The 14,634-nt window shown below is 66.6% G+C and carries 16 protein-coding genes; 9 read left to right on the plus strand and 7 right to left on the minus strand.

Going from position 1 to position 14,634, the window contains the following annotated elements:
- Genes VFY73_RS18300 through VFY73_RS18320 form a run of 5 tightly spaced genes read left to right on the plus strand, consistent with a single transcriptional unit; the run spans position 1 to position 4,448 of the window.
- Entirely contained in the window at positions 1 to 1,485 is a 1,485-nt protein-coding gene (locus VFY73_RS18300) for an NADH-quinone oxidoreductase subunit M (protein ID WP_329721388.1), read from the plus strand.
- A 22-nt stretch (positions 1,486 to 1,507) separates the two neighbouring features.
- A complete protein-coding gene (nuoN, locus tag VFY73_RS18305; RefSeq protein WP_329721390.1) occupies positions 1,508 to 3,013 on the plus strand; it encodes an NADH-quinone oxidoreductase subunit NuoN in 1,506 nt (501 codons plus the stop codon).
- A 29-nt stretch (positions 3,014 to 3,042) separates the two neighbouring features.
- Positions 3,043 to 3,363, plus strand: a complete 321-nt coding sequence (locus VFY73_RS18310; RefSeq protein ID WP_329721392.1) for a DUF2818 family protein — start codon at positions 3,043 to 3,045, stop codon at positions 3,361 to 3,363.
- Positions 3,356 to 3,982 carry an NUDIX hydrolase gene (locus VFY73_RS18315; protein WP_329721394.1) on the plus strand — a complete coding sequence of 209 codons (627 nt, stop codon included), beginning with the start codon at positions 3,356 to 3,358 and terminating at the stop codon, positions 3,980 to 3,982. The genes VFY73_RS18310 and VFY73_RS18315 overlap by 8 nt, the downstream gene beginning before the upstream one ends.
- A gap of 7 nt (positions 3,983 to 3,989) precedes the next feature.
- Positions 3,990 to 4,448, plus strand: coding sequence for a DUF1178 family protein (locus VFY73_RS18320; RefSeq protein ID WP_329721396.1), 459 nt, complete (start codon positions 3,990 to 3,992; stop codon positions 4,446 to 4,448).
- Between the two features lie 24 nt (positions 4,449 to 4,472).
- On the opposite strand, the gene VFY73_RS18325 is transcribed toward VFY73_RS18320, so the two are convergent.
- Both VFY73_RS18325 and VFY73_RS18330 read right to left on the minus strand, forming a co-directional pair.
- On the minus strand, positions 4,473 to 5,879 hold the full coding sequence (locus tag VFY73_RS18325) for an FAD-binding oxidoreductase (protein WP_329721398.1): 1,407 nt from the start codon (positions 5,877 to 5,879) through the stop codon (positions 4,473 to 4,475).
- Entirely contained in the window at positions 5,876 to 6,292 is a 417-nt protein-coding gene (locus VFY73_RS18330; RefSeq protein WP_414654488.1) for a DUF2069 domain-containing protein, read from the minus strand. The genes VFY73_RS18325 and VFY73_RS18330 overlap by 4 nt, the downstream gene beginning before the upstream one ends.
- A 10-nt stretch (positions 6,293 to 6,302) precedes the next feature.
- On the opposite strand from VFY73_RS18330, the gene VFY73_RS18335 reads away from it, so the two are divergent.
- A complete protein-coding gene (locus VFY73_RS18335) occupies positions 6,303 to 7,535 on the plus strand; it encodes a YihY family inner membrane protein (RefSeq protein WP_329721402.1) in 1,233 nt (410 codons plus the stop codon).
- Positions 7,536 to 7,548: 13 nt separating this feature from the next.
- Here the strand turns inward: VFY73_RS18335 and VFY73_RS18340 are convergent, their stop codons facing one another.
- Positions 7,549 to 8,124 carry an XRE family transcriptional regulator gene (locus VFY73_RS18340; protein WP_329721404.1) on the minus strand — a complete coding sequence of 192 codons (576 nt, stop codon included), beginning with the start codon at positions 8,122 to 8,124 and terminating at the stop codon, positions 7,549 to 7,551.
- 138 nt (positions 8,125 to 8,262) lie between these two features.
- Here VFY73_RS18340 and kbl point away from each other — a divergent pair, with 138 nt between their 5' ends.
- Together kbl and VFY73_RS18350 are read left to right on the plus strand one after the other, a co-directional pair.
- Positions 8,263 to 9,465 carry a glycine C-acetyltransferase gene (kbl, locus tag VFY73_RS18345; protein WP_329721406.1) on the plus strand — a complete coding sequence of 401 codons (1,203 nt, stop codon included), beginning with the start codon at positions 8,263 to 8,265 and terminating at the stop codon, positions 9,463 to 9,465.
- A complete protein-coding gene (locus tag VFY73_RS18350; RefSeq protein WP_329721409.1) occupies positions 9,462 to 10,418 on the plus strand; it encodes an NAD-dependent epimerase/dehydratase family protein in 957 nt (318 codons plus the stop codon). The genes kbl and VFY73_RS18350 overlap by 4 nt, the downstream gene beginning before the upstream one ends.
- Positions 10,419 to 10,848: 430 nt before the next feature.
- Here VFY73_RS18350 and VFY73_RS18355 read toward each other — a convergent pair whose 3' ends face one another.
- The 3 genes from VFY73_RS18355 to VFY73_RS18365 are packed head-to-tail and all read right to left on the minus strand — an operon-like array spanning position 10,849 to position 13,304.
- Positions 10,849 to 11,181 (minus strand): Mpo1-like protein, encoded by a 333-nt coding sequence (locus VFY73_RS18355; RefSeq protein WP_329721411.1) that lies wholly within the window; start codon positions 11,179 to 11,181, stop codon positions 10,849 to 10,851.
- Positions 11,182 to 11,208: 27 nt separating this feature from the next.
- Complete coding sequence (locus VFY73_RS18360; protein ID WP_329721413.1) at positions 11,209 to 12,009, minus strand: alpha/beta hydrolase; 801 nt, start codon at positions 12,007 to 12,009, stop codon at positions 11,209 to 11,211.
- On the minus strand, positions 12,006 to 13,304 hold the full coding sequence (locus VFY73_RS18365; RefSeq protein WP_329721415.1) for an O-acetylhomoserine aminocarboxypropyltransferase: 1,299 nt from the start codon (positions 13,302 to 13,304) through the stop codon (positions 12,006 to 12,008). Before VFY73_RS18365 ends, VFY73_RS18360 begins: the two co-directional genes overlap by 4 nt.
- Positions 13,305 to 13,439: 135 nt before the next feature.
- Here VFY73_RS18365 and VFY73_RS18370 point away from each other — a divergent pair, with 135 nt between their 5' ends.
- Complete coding sequence (locus VFY73_RS18370) at positions 13,440 to 13,904, plus strand: CBS domain-containing protein (RefSeq protein ID WP_329721417.1); 465 nt, start codon at positions 13,440 to 13,442, stop codon at positions 13,902 to 13,904.
- Between the two features lie 39 nt (positions 13,905 to 13,943).
- Here VFY73_RS18370 and VFY73_RS18375 read toward each other — a convergent pair.
- Positions 13,944 to 14,634: EAL domain-containing protein (locus tag VFY73_RS18375; RefSeq protein WP_329721419.1), on the minus strand; the 691-nt coding region annotated here is incomplete at its 5' end.

Below are 14,634 nucleotides of genomic sequence, written 5' to 3' on the forward strand. Positions count from 1 at the left end.
ATGGGTCTTTTGAGCGTTGCCATCTGGCTGCCGATCGCCTTTGGCGCGGTGCTGCTGGCTCTTGGCCGTGACAGCAATCCCGGCGCGACGCGCTGGCTGGCGTTGGTCGGGGCCATCGTGAGCTTCCTGGTCACGCTGCCGCTGATCTCGGGGTTCGACCCCGGCACTGCCGCGATGCAGTTCCAGGAGAACATGGTCTGGATCGAGCGCTTCAACGTGCGCTACCACCTGGGCGTGGACGGCATCTCGGTCTGGTTTGTGCTGCTGACTGCTTTCATCACCGTCATCGTCGTGATTGCCGGCTGGGAGGTGATCACCGATCGTGCCCACCAGTACATGGGGGCGTTCCTGATCCTGTCGGGCCTGATGGTCGGCGTGTTCTCGGCCTGCGACGGGCTGCTGTTCTATGTCTTCTTCGAGGCCACGCTGATCCCGATGTACATCATCATCGGCGTCTGGGGCGGGCCGCGGCGCGTCTACGCGGCGTTCAAGTTCTTCCTTTACACCCTGCTCGGCTCGCTGCTGATGCTGGTGGCGCTGATCTACCTGTACTACAAGTCCGGCGGCAGCTTCGACATCGCGGCCTGGCACAAGCTGCCACTGCCGATGTCGGCGCAGGCCTTGTTGTTCTTTGCCTTTTTCGCGGCGTTCTCGGTCAAGGTGCCGATGTGGCCGGTGCACACCTGGTTGCCGGACGCCCACGTCGAAGCGCCGACCGGCGGGTCGGTGGTGCTGGCGGCGATCATGCTGAAGCTGGGCGCCTACGGCTTCTTGCGCTTCTCGATGCCGATCGCGCCGGACGCCAGCCGCGAGTACGCGTGGTTCATCATCGCGCTCAGCCTGATCGCGGTGATCTACATCGGCCTCGTCGCGCTGGTGCAGCAGGACATGAAGAAGCTGGTGGCCTATTCATCGATCGCTCACATGGGCTTCGTGACGCTGGGCTTCTTCATCTTCAACGAGCTTGGCGTGTCGGGCGGCCTGGTGCAGATGATCTCGCACGGCTTCGTGTCGGGCGCGATGTTCCTGTGCATCGGCGTGCTGTACGACCGGGTGCATTCGCGTGAGATCGCCAGCTACGGTGGCGTGGTCAACACGATGCCGAAGTTCGCCGCCTTCGCACTGCTGTTCGCGATGGCCAACTGCGGCCTGCCGGGCACCGCCGGTTTCATCGGCGAGTGGATGGTGATCCTCGGTACCGTCAAGGCCAACTTCTGGCTCGGGGCGCTGGCCGCCACGGCGCTGATCTTCGGCGCGGCCTATACGCTGTGGATGTACAAGCGCGTCTTCTTCGGCGACGTCGCCAACGACGACGTGAAGGCGCTGGAAGACCTGAATGCCCGCGAGTTCCTGATGATGGCGATGCTCGCCGTTGCGGTGCTGGCCATGGGCCTGTACCCGAAACCCTTCACCGATGTGATGCACGTGTCCGTGAACGAGCTGCTGCAGCACGTGGCCAACTCCAAACTGCCCAAGCTGCCCTGAGGCCGACGCCGGAGTGCTCCCCATGACCCAAATGAACTGGCTCGTCGCCTACCCCGAGATCCTGCTGCTGGTGGCCGCCTGCGTGGTGGCGCTGGTCGACCTGCAGGTCACCGACCCCAAGCGCCGCGTCACCTTCTGGTTGACGCAAATCTCCCTGGCCGCCGTTGCGCTGATGCACGGTTTTGCGCTGCAAACCGGCCTGAGTGCCGAAGGTGCCGCCGCGTCGGTCTACGGCATGCAGGGGTTGGTGGTGTCCGACCCGATGGGACACATGCTCGCCCTGTGCGCCGCATTGGCGATGATGTTGACGCTGGCCTACTCGGGCCCGTACATCGGCGATCGTGAGCTGCTGAAAGGCGAGTTCTTCACACTGGCGATGTTCGTGCTGCTGGGCATCTCGGTGATGATCTCGGCCACCAACTTCCTGGTCATCTACGTCGGGCTGGAGCTGATGAGCCTGTCGCTGTATGCGCTGGTGGCGCTCAGGCGCGATCACGCACTGGCGACCGAAGCGGCGATGAAGTATTTCGTGCTGGGCGCGTTGGCCAGCGGCTTCTTGCTCTACGGCATGTCGATGATGTACGGCGCGACCGGCTCGCTCGACCTGTCCGAGGTGCTGTCGGCCATCGCCAAGGGCCAGATCAACACCACGGTGCTGACCTTCGGTGTCGTCTTCATCGTTGCCGGCCTGGGCTTCAAGCTGGGCGTGGTGCCGTTCCACATGTGGGTGCCCGATGTCTACCAGGGCGCGCCGACGGCGGTCACGCTGATGATCGCCGGTGCGCCGAAGCTGGCCGCGTTCGCGATCGCGATCCGCCTGCTGGTCGAAGGCCTGTCCGGCCTGGCTCACGACTGGCAGCAGATGCTGATCGTGTTGTCGGTGATGTCGATGGTGATCGGCAACCTGGCCGCGATCGCGCAGACCAACCTGAAGCGTCTGCTGGCCTTCTCTGCGATCGCACAGCTCGGCTTCATGCTGCTGGGCCTGACGCCCACCGTCATCGATGCGAACACCTTGTCGGCGGCCAACGGCTACAGCTCGGCGATGTTCTATGTCGTCACCTACGTGCTGACGACGCTCGGCACCTTCGGCCTGGTGATGTACCTGTCTCGCGCCGGCTTCGAATGCGACGAGATCTCGGACCTGTCCGGCCTGGCCAAGCGCAGCCCTTGGCTCGCTGGTGTGATGACCGTCTTCATGTTCTCGCTGGCCGGTGTGCCGCCGATGGTCGGCTTCTACGCCAAGTTCGCCGTGCTGCAGGCCCTGGTCGTCACCAACGACACCGGCTACATCGTGCTCGCCGTCATCGCGGTGTTGCTGTCGATGATCGGTGCCTACTACTACCTGCGCCTGGTCAAGGTGATGTACTTCGACGAGCCGCCGGCTGGGGCCGTGCAGGTGGAGTCACGCGGTGGCGTGGGTGCCTTGCTGGCCTGTAACGGCGCCGCGGCGCTGGTGCTGGGAGTGCTGCCGGACGGGCTGATGGCGCTGTGCCGCGACGTTGTCGTGCGCGCGCTCGCCGGTTGAGCGCCCAGTCGCGCGTCGGGCGGTAGTTCATGTCGCAGACCGCGTCGGTCTGGCTGGTGCTGGTGGTGGCGGTGGTCGCCGCCAACCTGCCGTTCGTCAACGAGCGCCTGTTTGCCGTCGGGCCGCGCCTGCGGCCGGCCAAGGTCTTTGGCTGGCGGTTGCTGGAACTGGTGGTCTTCGCCACGCTGACCTGGGGCCTGGGCAGCGCACTCGAAGCTTCGATCGGCCAGCGGGCCCCGCAGGGCTGGGAGTTCTACGCCGCCGGTGCCTGCCTGTTCGTCACGCTGGCGTCGCCGGGCTTCGTCTGGCGCTACCTGCGCCGCGGCAAGCCTGAAGCGCACCATGGCTGATCGCGACTCCCCGGCGGGCGCGGCGGGCGAAGAGGGCCACCTGATCGAGGTCGCCACCGAACGCCGGCAACTGCTGCGCGGGAACTTTCTCGACGTGCGTGGCGACATCGTGCGCCTGCCCGATGGTGACCTGGCCAGCCGCGAGTATGTGATGCATCCGGGTGCGGTGGTGGTCGTGCCCATCCTCGACGACGGCCGGCTGGTGCTGGAACGCCAGTACCGCTATCCGTTGTCCCAGGTGCTCTTGGAGTTTCCCGCCGGCAAGATCGACCCGGACGAACCGAGCAGCCGCTGCGCGATGCGCGAGCTGGCGGAGGAAACTGGCTACCGCGCCACCGAATGGGCCTTCGCGGCGCGCTTGCACAACGCCGCGGCGTACTCGACCGAATTCATCGAGATCTGGTTCGCGCGCGGCCTCACGCTGGGTGAGCGCCAGCTGGACCACGGCGAGCTGATCGACGTCTGCTTGATGGAAGAGGCCGAGCTGGAAGCGCTGGCGTCTCGTGGCGAGTTGACCGATGCGAAAACGCTGATTTCGCTCATGTGGTTACAAAAGTGGCGCTCCGGCGTCTGGGCGTTGGATTGGCGGCCTGCAGAAGCCTGGGGCCCGAGCCGATAATCTCGCCATGAAGGTGCTCGATCTGCGCTGTGCGCATGGACACGGTTTCGAAGGCTGGTTTGCCTCCGAAGACGAATTCGTGCACCAGCATGGTCGCGGTTTGGTCGAATGCCCGCTGTGCGGCGACAAGTCGGTCAACCGGTTGCCGAGCGCGCCGCGCCTGAACTTCGGCGCCAGCCCACCGGTCGAGCGCAGCAAGCCCGCGGCGGCGCCGCCACCCACACCCAGTCCCGAAGCGGTAACGCTGCAGAACCTCTGGGTCGAAGCGGTCAAGCACGTGATGGAACGCACCGAGGACGTCGGTGAGCGCTTTTCCGAAGAGGCTCGCCGCATCCACTACGGCGAGGCCGAATCGCGCGGTATCCGTGGTCAGGCCACGCCAGAGCAACGGGCCGAGCTGGCCGACGAGGGCATCGAGGTGGTTTCCTTGCCAGTGCCGCCGGCGCTCAAGGGCCCGGCCCACTGAACCGGGGCTGGGGCCCCGGTCTTTTCAGACCACCCGCCCCGGGTTCAACAGCCCCGCGGGATCGAGCGCTGCCTTGATGGCGCGCATCATGCCCAGCGCCACCGGTGAGCTGCGCTGCGCCAGTTCTTCGCGCTTCAGCGCGCCGATGCCGTGTTCGGCCGAGAACGAGCCGCCCAGGCGCAGCACCTCGTCGTAGACCAGTTCATTGACATGCCCTTCATGGGCCGCGAGGAACTCGTCCGCCACGATGCCTTCAGGGGCCTGCAGGTTGTAGTGAAGGTTGCCGTCGCCCAGGTGGCCAAAGCACACCACACGGGCACCGGGCGCGGCCTGCTGCAGCTGCGCCGCCATGCGTGTCACGAAGCCCGGAATGGCCGATACCGGCAATGCGATGTCGTGCTTGATATTCAGGCCTTCCTCGCTCTGCGCGAGCGGAATCGACTCTCGCAGATGCCACAGCGCACGTGACTGCGAGATGCTCGCGGCGATCACTGCGTCGCTGACCATCTCACGCTCCACGGCGAGTTCGAGCAGTGCTGACAAGCGCTCGCGCTCCACTTCTTCGGTCTCGGTGCCGGCCAGCTCCAGCAACACCGTCCAGGCCGCGCCGGGCAGCGGCTTCGGCAGCTGCGGAAAGTGACGCTCGACCAGCGACATGGCAAAGGCCTGCATCAGCTCGAAGCCAGTCAGGCCCGGCCCCAGTCGCGCGCGCGCCAGGTTCAGCAGGCCGACGGCGGCCTCGACCGAGTCGCACGCGGCCAGCGCGGTGACCGTCGCGGCCGGTTTGGGGAACAGCTTGAGCGTGGCCGCCGTGATGATGCCCAGCGTGCCCTCGCTGCCGATGAACAGATCGCGCAGGTCGTAGCCGGTGTTGTTCTTGCGCAGGCCGCTCAGGCCTGCCCACAGTTCGCCCTTGGGTGTCACCACCTCCAGGCCCAGGCACAGCTCGCGTGCATTGCCATAACGCAGCACCTGGGTGCCGCCGGCGTTGCTGGCCAGGTTGCCTCCGATCGTGCAACTGCCTTCGGCGGCGAGGCTCAGGGGAAACAACAGCCCACCTTCATCGGCGGCCTGTTGCACGGCTTGCAGCACGCAGCCCGCCTCGGCGGTGAGGGTCAGGTTGTCGGTGTCGATCTCGCGGATGCGGTTCAGGCGGGCCAGGCTCAGCAGCACCTGCTGGCCGCTGCCGTCCGGCACACCCCCGCCGACCAGGCCGGTGTTGCCGCCTTGCGGCACGATGGCCACGCCAGCGGCCACGCAGGCCCGCACGACCGCTGCCACCTCGGCCGCATCGGCCGGCCGCACCACCGCCAAGGCACGGCCACGGTAACGCTTGCGCCAGTCGATCTCATAGGCGTCGAGCCCTTCGCCCTGCAATACCTGCGCGGCGCCGACCAGCGCGCGCAGTGTGTCGATCAGCGAGGCGTTCATGCGATGTCGGCGGCTCGCGCGCCGCGCTTCAAACGCCAGCGCACATGCGCGGCACAGGCCACGAACAGCGCGATCGACAACAGCACCTCGCCCAGTGCAAGCCATTGACCGACACCTTGTTCACTGCCGACGCGCACCAGGCCTTCGGTGGCATACAGCCACACCAGCAGGCTCAACCAGCGGTAGGTGTACATGCGCATGCGCAGCAGGCCGGGCAGGGCGGGCAGCAACGGCACGACCTTGATCGCCAAGGTGCCGCGGCCGGTGGGCGCGAGCCAGAGCTCCCAGGCCAGGCAGAGCACGATCAAGGCCAGCCACAGGGCGATGGCAACCGCGCGGGTGGCCTGCGTCGGCCCGTCCGGCGCGAGCGAAGCCGGCGCAGCGAGAGGGGTCGGTGCGGACATGGATGGCATGATATCCGCCATGATTTCGACTCACGCCCTGCGCAAGGGCTGGCAGCAGATGGTGGCCGAAGCGCTGGACACGCTGCGCAACTGGCCCTGGTTCGACACCATGCGCACGCTGCGGCTGCGCTTTCGCGAAGACAGCCTCGGCCAGGCGGCCGGCAGCCTGACCTTCACCACGCTGATTGCGTTGGTGCCGCTGTTGACGGTGATGCTGGCGATCTTCAGCGCGTTCCCGATGTTCTCTAGCTTCCAGGACGCGCTGCAGAAGTACTTCCTGCAAAGCCTGGTGCCTGACACCATCGCCAAGCCGGTGCTGGGCGCGTTGACGCAGTTCTCGAACAAGGCGCACAAGCTGGGCAGTGCCGGCCTGGTCGCCCTGGTCATCAGCGCCTTGGCCTTGATGCTGACGATCGACCGTGCGCTCAACGCGATCTGGCGTGTGCGCAAGCCGCGGCCGATCGCGCAGCGTGTGCTGGTCTACTGGGCGGCGATCACACTCGGCCCGCTGGTGCTCGGTGTGTCACTGAGCCTGAGCAGTTATGCGATCTCGGCCTCACGCGGGCTGGTGGGCGACATGCCGGGCGGAGTTCGCTTCGTGCTCGACGTGCTCGAGTTCAGCATGCTGGCTGCGACGATGGCGGGCCTGTTTCACTACGTGCCCAATACCCATGTGCGCTGGCGCCATGCGCTGGCCGGCGCGGTGTTTGTCGCGGCCGGCTTCGAGATCGCGAAGAAGGTGCTGGGCTGGTATGTGTCGTCGGTGGTCCAGTTTTCGGCCGTCTACGGCGCCTTTGCCACCGCGCCGATCTTCCTGCTGTGGATGTACACGGGTTGGGTCATCGTGCTGATGGGTGCGGTGATCGCGGCCTACGCACCCAGCCTGCAGATGCGCGTGGTGCGCCATGGCAATACGCCAGGCTATCGCTTCAGCCTGGCATTGGCCGTGTTGCGCGCGCTCGCCGAGGCGCGGGCGAGCGAAAAGCGTGGCCTCGACGCCGGCCAGATCGCCGCCCAGTTGCGCATCGACCCGCTGCAGATCGAGCCGATCCTCGAAACGCTGACCCAGCGCGACTGGCTCGCGCGGCTGGACGAGGAGGGGGTGCAACGCCACGTGCTGTTGTGCGACCCGGCGACGACACCCGCGGCGCCGTTGATCGACGCGCTGCTGCTGCACCCCGACGCGCGCACCGAGGTCTTGCGCGCCCGCATGCGGCTGGACGAGCTGACGCTGGCCGACGTGCTGGCCTGATCGGCGCCCGCGTTCAGGCCGGGTGCACCACCACCAGCAGCGCCTGGGCCGGCGATTTGGCCGGATTGCGGATCGCGTGCGGCTGGTCGACCGCGTAGCGCGCCGTTTCGCCCGCCTTCAACCGCGTGACGGCTTCGGCCGATTGCACTTCCAGCGTACCGCTGAGCACGCTCAGGTGCTCGCGCGAGCCCGGTTCGTGCGGCTCTGATTCGAGCGCCCCTCCGGGCTGGATCGTCAGCTCGTACCACTCGAACTGCCCGGCCAGCTCGATCGGGCCGAGGATGCGCAGCTCGCAGTGCCCGTCCGGGCTGCGCAGCGACGGCGTGGCGTGCGAGGGCACGGTCGCAATCTGCGGTTGCGACGGCTTGTCGGCCCCCAGCAGCTCGGCCATCGGCACGCCCAGCGCATTGGCCAGTCGCCAGACCACGGCGACGGTGGGGTTGGCCTGGTTGCGCTCTATTTGCGAAAGCATCGACTTCGACACGCCCGCCTGGCGCGACAGCTCGTCCAGCGACAACGCGCGGTCCTGCCGCAGGGCGGCCAGGGTTTCGCCGACGCGGGGTGGTTCGTGAGCGGCAGGGCGGTTCATCGTAAAAGTTGGCGTGGGGGTCTTGACCGGCTGAGGCTTGTTTACGATACTGCACGAAATTTCGATATATCGAACTTCGGAAAAAGCATCGAACATCGATTGTGCCCGAAGACGTCGCCACAAAAGGACTTTTCACCAATGGCCAGCACCGACGATTTCTACGCCCACCTGCGCACTGAGCTGGACGGCATCCGCGAAGCGGGCCTGTACAAGTCCGAGCGGATCATTGCCACGCCGCAGGGCGCGCACGTGCGCACGGCTGATGGCCGCGAGGTGATCAACCTGTGCGCCAACAACTACCTGGGCTTGTCCAGCCACCCGGCCGTGATCGAGGCCGCGCATGAGGCGCTGCGGACGCATGGTTACGGCCTGAGCTCGGTGCGTTTCATCTGCGGCACGCAAGACATCCACAAGACGCTCGAAGCGCGCATCGCCAAGTTTCTGGGCACTGAAGACGCGATCCTGTACGCCGCGGCGTTCGACGCCAACGGCGGCCTGTTCGAGCCGTTGCTGGGCGAGGCCGACGCGATCATCAGCGACGAGCTGAACCACGCCTCGATCATCGACGGCATTCGCCTGTGCAAGGCGCAACGTTGGCGCTACAAGCACAACGATCTGGCCGATCTGGAGCGCTGCCTGAAGGAAGCCGAAGAGAAGGGCACGCGCTTCAAGATGGTCTTCACCGACGGCGTTTTCTCGATGGACGGCACCATCGCCCAGCTCGACAAGATCCGTGAGATCTGTGACCGTTTCGGCGCCCTGCTGGGCATCGACGAGTGCCACGCCAGCGGCTTCATGGGTCAACGTGGCCGTGGCACCCACGAGTACCGCGGTGTGTTCGGCAAGATCGACATCATCACCGGCACGCTGGGTAAGGCGCTGGGTGGCGCCTCGGGGGGCTTCACCGCCGCGCGCAAGGAAGTGATCGAGCTGCTGCGCCAGCGCTCACGACCGTATCTCTTCTCGAACACCGTCGCGCCCAGCATCGTGGGCGCATCGATTGCGGTGTTGGACTTGCTGGAAGGCTCGACCGCGCTGCGCGACAAGCTGGAAGCCAACACCAAGTATTTCCGCAAGGCCATCACCGAAGCCGGTTTCGAGATCAAGCCGGGCGAGCACCCGATCGTGCCGATCATGGTCTACGACGCGGTCAAGGCGCAGCAACTGGCGGCGCGGCTGCTGGAACTGGGCGTCTACGTGGTGGGCTTCTTCTTCCCGGTGGTGCCCAAGGGCCAGGCGCGCATTCGGGTGCAGATGAGCGCCGGCCATGACCAGGCCGATCTGGAACGTGCGGTGGCGGCCTTCCGTCAAGCGGGCGTGGAATTGGGACTGGTGAAATGACGACCACACCGAAGATCCTCATCATCGGGGCCAACGGCCAGATCGGCACCGAATTGGCCGAAGAGCTGGCCCGCCGTCACGGCAACAGCGCGGTCGTGACCAGCGACCTGGCGCCCAAGGGCCGCGTGCCCGGGCTTACGCATGAAGCGCTGGACGTGACCGACGCCTCCGCGCTGATCGCCGTGGCCGAGCGCCATGGCATCACCCAGATCTACCACCTCGCGGCGGCCTTGTCGGCGCGTGGCGAGCAGCATCCGATGTGGGCCTGGGACCTGAACATGAAGGGCCTGTTGAACGTGCTGGAACTGGCCCGCACGCACAAGCTGGACAAGGTGTTCTGGCCCAGCTCGATCGCTGCTTTCGGCCCGACCACGCCACGCGACCACACACCGCAGAAGACGGTGATGGAGCCCACCACGGTCTACGGCATCTCGAAGCTGGCCGGGGAAGGCTGGTGCACCTGGTACCACCGGATGCATGGCGTCGACGTGCGCAGCATCCGCTACCCGGGCCTGATCAGCTGGAAGACGCCGCCGGGTGGTGGCACCACCGACTACGCGGTCGAGATCTTCCACGAGGCGCTCAAAGCCCGCCGCTACACCAGCTTCCTGGGCCCGCAGTCGGCGCTGCCGATGATGTACATGCCCGATGCGATCCGCGCGACGCTGGAATTGATGGACGCACCTGCCGACAAGATTCGCGAGCGCCATGGCTACAACCTGGCGGGTGTGAGCTTCACGCCTGCTGAGATTGCCGCGGCGATTGCCGAGGAGATTCCAGGCTTCTCGATCGACTACGCACCCGACTTCCGCCAGGCCATCGCCGACTCGTGGCCGCGCTCGATCGACGATTCGGCCGCGCGTGCCGACTGGGGCTGGAAGCTCGAGTACGACCTGCGGGCGATGGTGCGGGACATGCTGGCGAATCTGGCGCCGGCGTTGGCTGCGGCTTAGGGCGCTCAAATGCGGGTGCCCTACAAGGGGCATCGCGAGGGGCGGGAGGCCCGGGGCGTTTTCTGCGGCCGGCTCGCGGGGAGCCGTTTCTGGCGTGCGGGCCTCGTCTCGGTCGGCCCCGTCTTCTCGGACGAAGGTTGGGGCGACCGCGAATGAGGCCTCCGAAAACGCCCCAAACCTCCCACCCCAAGCACGACCGCGGCATGCGAAGGCGTGCCACGCAGCGGCCGGTGCCTGCAGGGCGGTGGTGGTGTCTCCGGGCGGAGGCCTTATTCGCGGTCGCCCCAACGACTCTAGGGCACACACGGTGTTGATGCGACTTCGGGTGGCGTACCTCGACAGTCGTCCGCGAGCGGCCGCAGAACGGGGACACCGCCGCCGCCCTGCCGCCACAACCTCAGCAGGCGGTAGCGCAGATCGACTCAGCCGATCAAAACGGAACCTTCCCTCGCCAGATCTGGCTGTACATCAGCCAGTCGCCCATGAAGCTGTAGAGCGGGCGCTTGAAGCTGGCGGGCTTGTTCTTCTCGAAGCCGAAGTGGCCGATCCACGCGAAGCCGTAGCCGCACAGCAGGCCGTAGAGCAGGTACTGCCACTGGCCCGTGTACAGCAGCAGCCCCAGGCACACCAGCGCCAGCGTCGAGCCGACGAAGTGCAGCCGCCGGCAGGTGCGGTTCCTGTGCTCGCCCAGGTAGAACGGGTAGAACTCGGCAAAGCTGTGAAAGCTCTTCGGGTCGACGGCTGGCGCGGTGGCGGTGTTCATCGGTGACGGCTCCTTCGTGAGGCCCGATCAGACGAGAGCCTTTCTCAACGCATTCAACACTTCGTCGGGCGCTTCGGCCATCAGCACATGCCCGGCGTCCACCGTTTCGAGGCGGGCTTTCAGCGCGGTGCCGATCTCGGCCGCGGCCTTCGGCGGGGTCATCTGATCGCGTCGGCCACAGATCAGCGTCGCTGGTGCGGTGACCTTCGCTGCGGCGTCGAGTGCGCCGGCATAGCCATTGCACGCGACGAAATCCTGGTGGTAGAGCAGGGCGTTGCCTTGCTTGGCCAGCACCATCCGACCGAGCGCCTTGCCGCCACCGCGCACCCACACGCCGGGGCCGGGGTAGCCGGGCTTCTGGGCAATCGACGAATACGACAAGGTGGTGACCAGGTCGATGGCGGCCAGCGGGTCGTTCTTCGACATTTCCAGCAGCGCCGGCGACACCTTCATCGGATAGGCGGTGCCGATCATCACCAGCTTGCTCACCCGGTCTGGCGCGCGGCCGGCCGCCTCCAGCGCCACCAGCGAACCCATGCTGTGGCCGACGAGGGCGGCCTGCTTCACCTCGGCCGCGTCCAGCAGCGCCAAGACCCATTCGGCCATCGCCTCGACGCTCTCCAGCGCCGGCCCGGCGCTCTTCATATGGCCCGGCAGGTCGACCGCCAGCACGCCGAAGCCGTGGTGAGCGCACCAGCGCGCCAGCAGCGTCCAGACCGTGTGGTCGTGCAGCGCGCCGTGGATGAAGACGACGCAGGGCAGGGTGGGGTCGAACGCCTTGCCGCCGGTGTATGTATAGGCCTCGCGGCCGTTGACCAGCCACTTCATGCTGCCTTCTCCGCGGCGCGCAACGCGCGCTTCAAGTCGTCGATCAGATCGTCGGCGTCTTCCAGCCCGATCGACAGCCGGATCGTGCCGGGGGTGATGCCGGCGTGGGCCAGCGCGGCATCATCCATCCGGAAATGGGTGGTCGATGCCGGGTGGATCACCAACGAACGGCAGTCGCCCACGTTGGCCAAGTGCGAGAAGATCTTCAGCGCCTCGATGAACACCTGGCCCTGCTGGCGCGAGCCCTTCAGGTCGAAGCTGAAGACCGAGCCGCAGCCGCGTGGCAGCAGCTTCTGCGCCAGCGCATGGTCGGGGTGCGATTCGAGCTCCGGGTAGCCGACGCCGGCGACCATCGCGTGGCCGGCCAGGAAGGCGACGACCTTGCGCGTGTTCTCGACGTGCCGCGCCATGCGCAGCGGCAGCGTTTCGATGCCCTGCAAGATCAGCCAGGCGGTGTGCGGGCTCATGCAGGCGCCGAAGTCGCGCAGGCCTTCGCGCCGGGCGCGCAGCAGGAAGGCGCCATCCGAGCTTTCCTCGGCGAAGACCATGCCGTGGAAGCCCGCGTAAGGCTCGGTCAGCTCGGGGAAACGGTCGCTGGCCGTCCAGTCGAAGCGGCCGCCGTCGACCAGCACGCCACCAATCACCGTGCCATGGCCAGACAGGAACTTGGTCGCCGAGTGGAAGACCAGATCGGCGCCGTGCTCGACCGGCTTCATCAGCCAGGGCGTCGTGAAGGTCGAGTCGACCAGCAGCGGCACGCCGGCCCCGTGGGCGATCGCGCTGACGGTCGGGATGTCCAGCACGTCCAGCCCCGGGTTGCCCAGCGTCTCGCCGAACAGCAGCTTGGTGTTCGGGCGGATCGCGGCACGCCAGCCGTCAATATCTCGCGGTTTGACGAAGGTCGTTTCAATGCCGAAACGCTTCAATGTGTAGTGCAAGAGGTTGTGCGAGCCGCCGTACAAGGCCGAGCTGGCAACGATGTGCGAGCCGGAGCCGGCAATGGTGGCGATCGCGAGGTGCAGCGCCGCCTGGCCGCTGGCCGTGGCGATGGCGCCAACGCCGCCTTCCAGCGCCGCCAGGCGCTCCTCCAGCACCGCGTTGGTGGGGTTGGAAATACGGCTGTAGACGTGGCCCGAGCGCTCCAGGTTGAACAGCGACGCCGCGTGCTCGCTGGACTCGAAGACGAACGAGGTCGTCAGATGGATCGGCACCGCCCGCGCGCCGGTGGCGGGGTCGGGCACGGCGCCGGCGTGCAGCGCCAAAGTGTCGAAGCCAGGGTCGGATGCACCGGGCATATATGGTTACCGGGTCTACGGCATCTGTGTGGGGCCACGATTGTGTGCTATGTTGACCGCATGGGCAGTGCGGCCCATGTCCCCGTTGGGAGTTTCGACAACCGCGCCAAACATCGAGCCGAAGGAGTGCCAGCCATGAAAGTCAGCGACATTCTGAGAGTGAAGGGCAACACCCTCTTCACCGTCGGCCCGGACAGCCCGCTGGCCGGCGCCGTGACCACGATGGCCGAGCACGACATCGGCTCGCTGGTGGTGATGACGCATGGCGACCTGATCGGCATGCTGACGTTCCGCGAAGTGATTCGCGCGGTGGTCAAGAACGGCGGCATGATCGGCAGCACGCTGGTGCGCAGCGTGATGGACGATGCGCCGTTGACCTGCACGCCGGAAACCGACATCAACGAAGTGCGCCGGATGATGCTCGGCCGCCACGCCCGCTACATGCCGGTGCTGGATGGCAAGACGCTGATGGGCGTGATCTCGTTCTACGACGTGGCCAAGGGTGTGGTCGAGGCACAGGACTTCGAAAACCGCATGCTCAAGGCCTACATCCGCGATTGGCCCGTCGAAGAAGAGGTGCCGGACGAAAAAGCCGGCTGAATGTGACGAGAGGGCCCGCCAAACCGGGCCCTCGGTGTTTCAGGCGTCGAGCGCCTGCAGTGCTGCGCGGCGCTTGTTCATCCACTGCGCCGCGGCGCCCGCGTCCAGTGGCCGGCAGAAGCGGTAGCCCTGCATCGCGTCGCAACCGTGGTTGCGCAGGAATCCGGCCTGTTCGTCGGTCTCGACCCCCTCGGCGATGGTGGTCAGGTTCAGCGCATGGGCCATCTGCACGATGGCCTGCACGATGGCGCGGTCGTCGGCGTCGCTGCCGATGTCGCGCACGAAGCTCTGGTCGATCTTCAGCGTGTGGATGCGAAAGCGCTTCAGGTAGTTCAGCGATGAATACCCGGTGCCGAAGTCGTCGATCGACAGCCGCACGCCCAGCGCGTGCAGCCGGTCCATCATGGCGATCGCCGCCGTCGGGTTGCCGGTGGCGACGCTCTCGGTCAGCTCCAGCTCCAGGCACTGCGGGGGCAGTTGCGATTCATCAAGGATGGCCTTGACCAACTCGGGCAACCCCGGGTCGCGGAACTGGATTGCGGACAGATTCACCGCCACCACCAACTCGCCCAGCCCGGCGCCCAGCCAGGCCTTGGTCTGGCGCACGGCGGTGCGCATCACCCACTCGCCGATCGCCAGGATCTGGCCGCTGCTCTCGGCCAGCGGAATGAACTCTCCCGGTGACACCATGCCCAGTTCCGGGTGCTTCCAGCGCACCAGCGCCTCGACG

The sequence above is a fragment of the Ideonella sp. genome (assembly GCF_036277275.1).
GTDB lineage: Bacteria > Pseudomonadota > Gammaproteobacteria > Burkholderiales > Burkholderiaceae_C > Ideonella.

Coding starts and splice junctions, on each gene's coding strand:
- VFY73_RS18300 (WP_329721388.1), top strand. CDS start 1: ATGGGTCTTTTGAGCGTTGCCATCTGGCTGCCGATCGCCTTTGGCGCG.
- nuoN (WP_329721390.1), top strand. CDS start 1,508: ATGACCCAAATGAACTGGCTCGTCGCCTACCCCGAGATCCTGCTGCTG.
- VFY73_RS18310 (WP_329721392.1), top strand. CDS start 3,043: ATGTCGCAGACCGCGTCGGTCTGGCTGGTGCTGGTGGTGGCGGTGGTC.
- VFY73_RS18315 (WP_329721394.1), top strand. CDS start 3,356: ATGGCTGATCGCGACTCCCCGGCGGGCGCGGCGGGCGAAGAGGGCCAC.
- VFY73_RS18320 (WP_329721396.1), top strand. CDS start 3,990: ATGAAGGTGCTCGATCTGCGCTGTGCGCATGGACACGGTTTCGAAGGC.
- VFY73_RS18325 (WP_329721398.1), bottom strand. CDS start 5,879: ATGAACGCCTCGCTGATCGACACACTGCGCGCGCTGGTCGGCGCCGCG.
- VFY73_RS18330 (WP_414654488.1), bottom strand. CDS start 6,292: ATGCCATCCATGTCCGCACCGACCCCTCTCGCTGCGCCGGCTTCGCTC.
- VFY73_RS18335 (WP_329721402.1), top strand. CDS start 6,303: ATGATTTCGACTCACGCCCTGCGCAAGGGCTGGCAGCAGATGGTGGCC.
- VFY73_RS18340 (WP_329721404.1), bottom strand. CDS start 8,124: ATGAACCGCCCTGCCGCTCACGAACCACCCCGCGTCGGCGAAACCCTG.
- kbl (WP_329721406.1), top strand. CDS start 8,263: ATGGCCAGCACCGACGATTTCTACGCCCACCTGCGCACTGAGCTGGAC.
- VFY73_RS18350 (WP_329721409.1), top strand. CDS start 9,462: ATGACGACCACACCGAAGATCCTCATCATCGGGGCCAACGGCCAGATC.
- VFY73_RS18355 (WP_329721411.1), bottom strand. CDS start 11,181: ATGAACACCGCCACCGCGCCAGCCGTCGACCCGAAGAGCTTTCACAGC.
- VFY73_RS18360 (WP_329721413.1), bottom strand. CDS start 12,009: ATGAAGTGGCTGGTCAACGGCCGCGAGGCCTATACATACACCGGCGGC.
- VFY73_RS18365 (WP_329721415.1), bottom strand. CDS start 13,304: ATGCCCGGTGCATCCGACCCTGGCTTCGACACTTTGGCGCTGCACGCC.
- VFY73_RS18370 (WP_329721417.1), top strand. CDS start 13,440: ATGAAAGTCAGCGACATTCTGAGAGTGAAGGGCAACACCCTCTTCACC.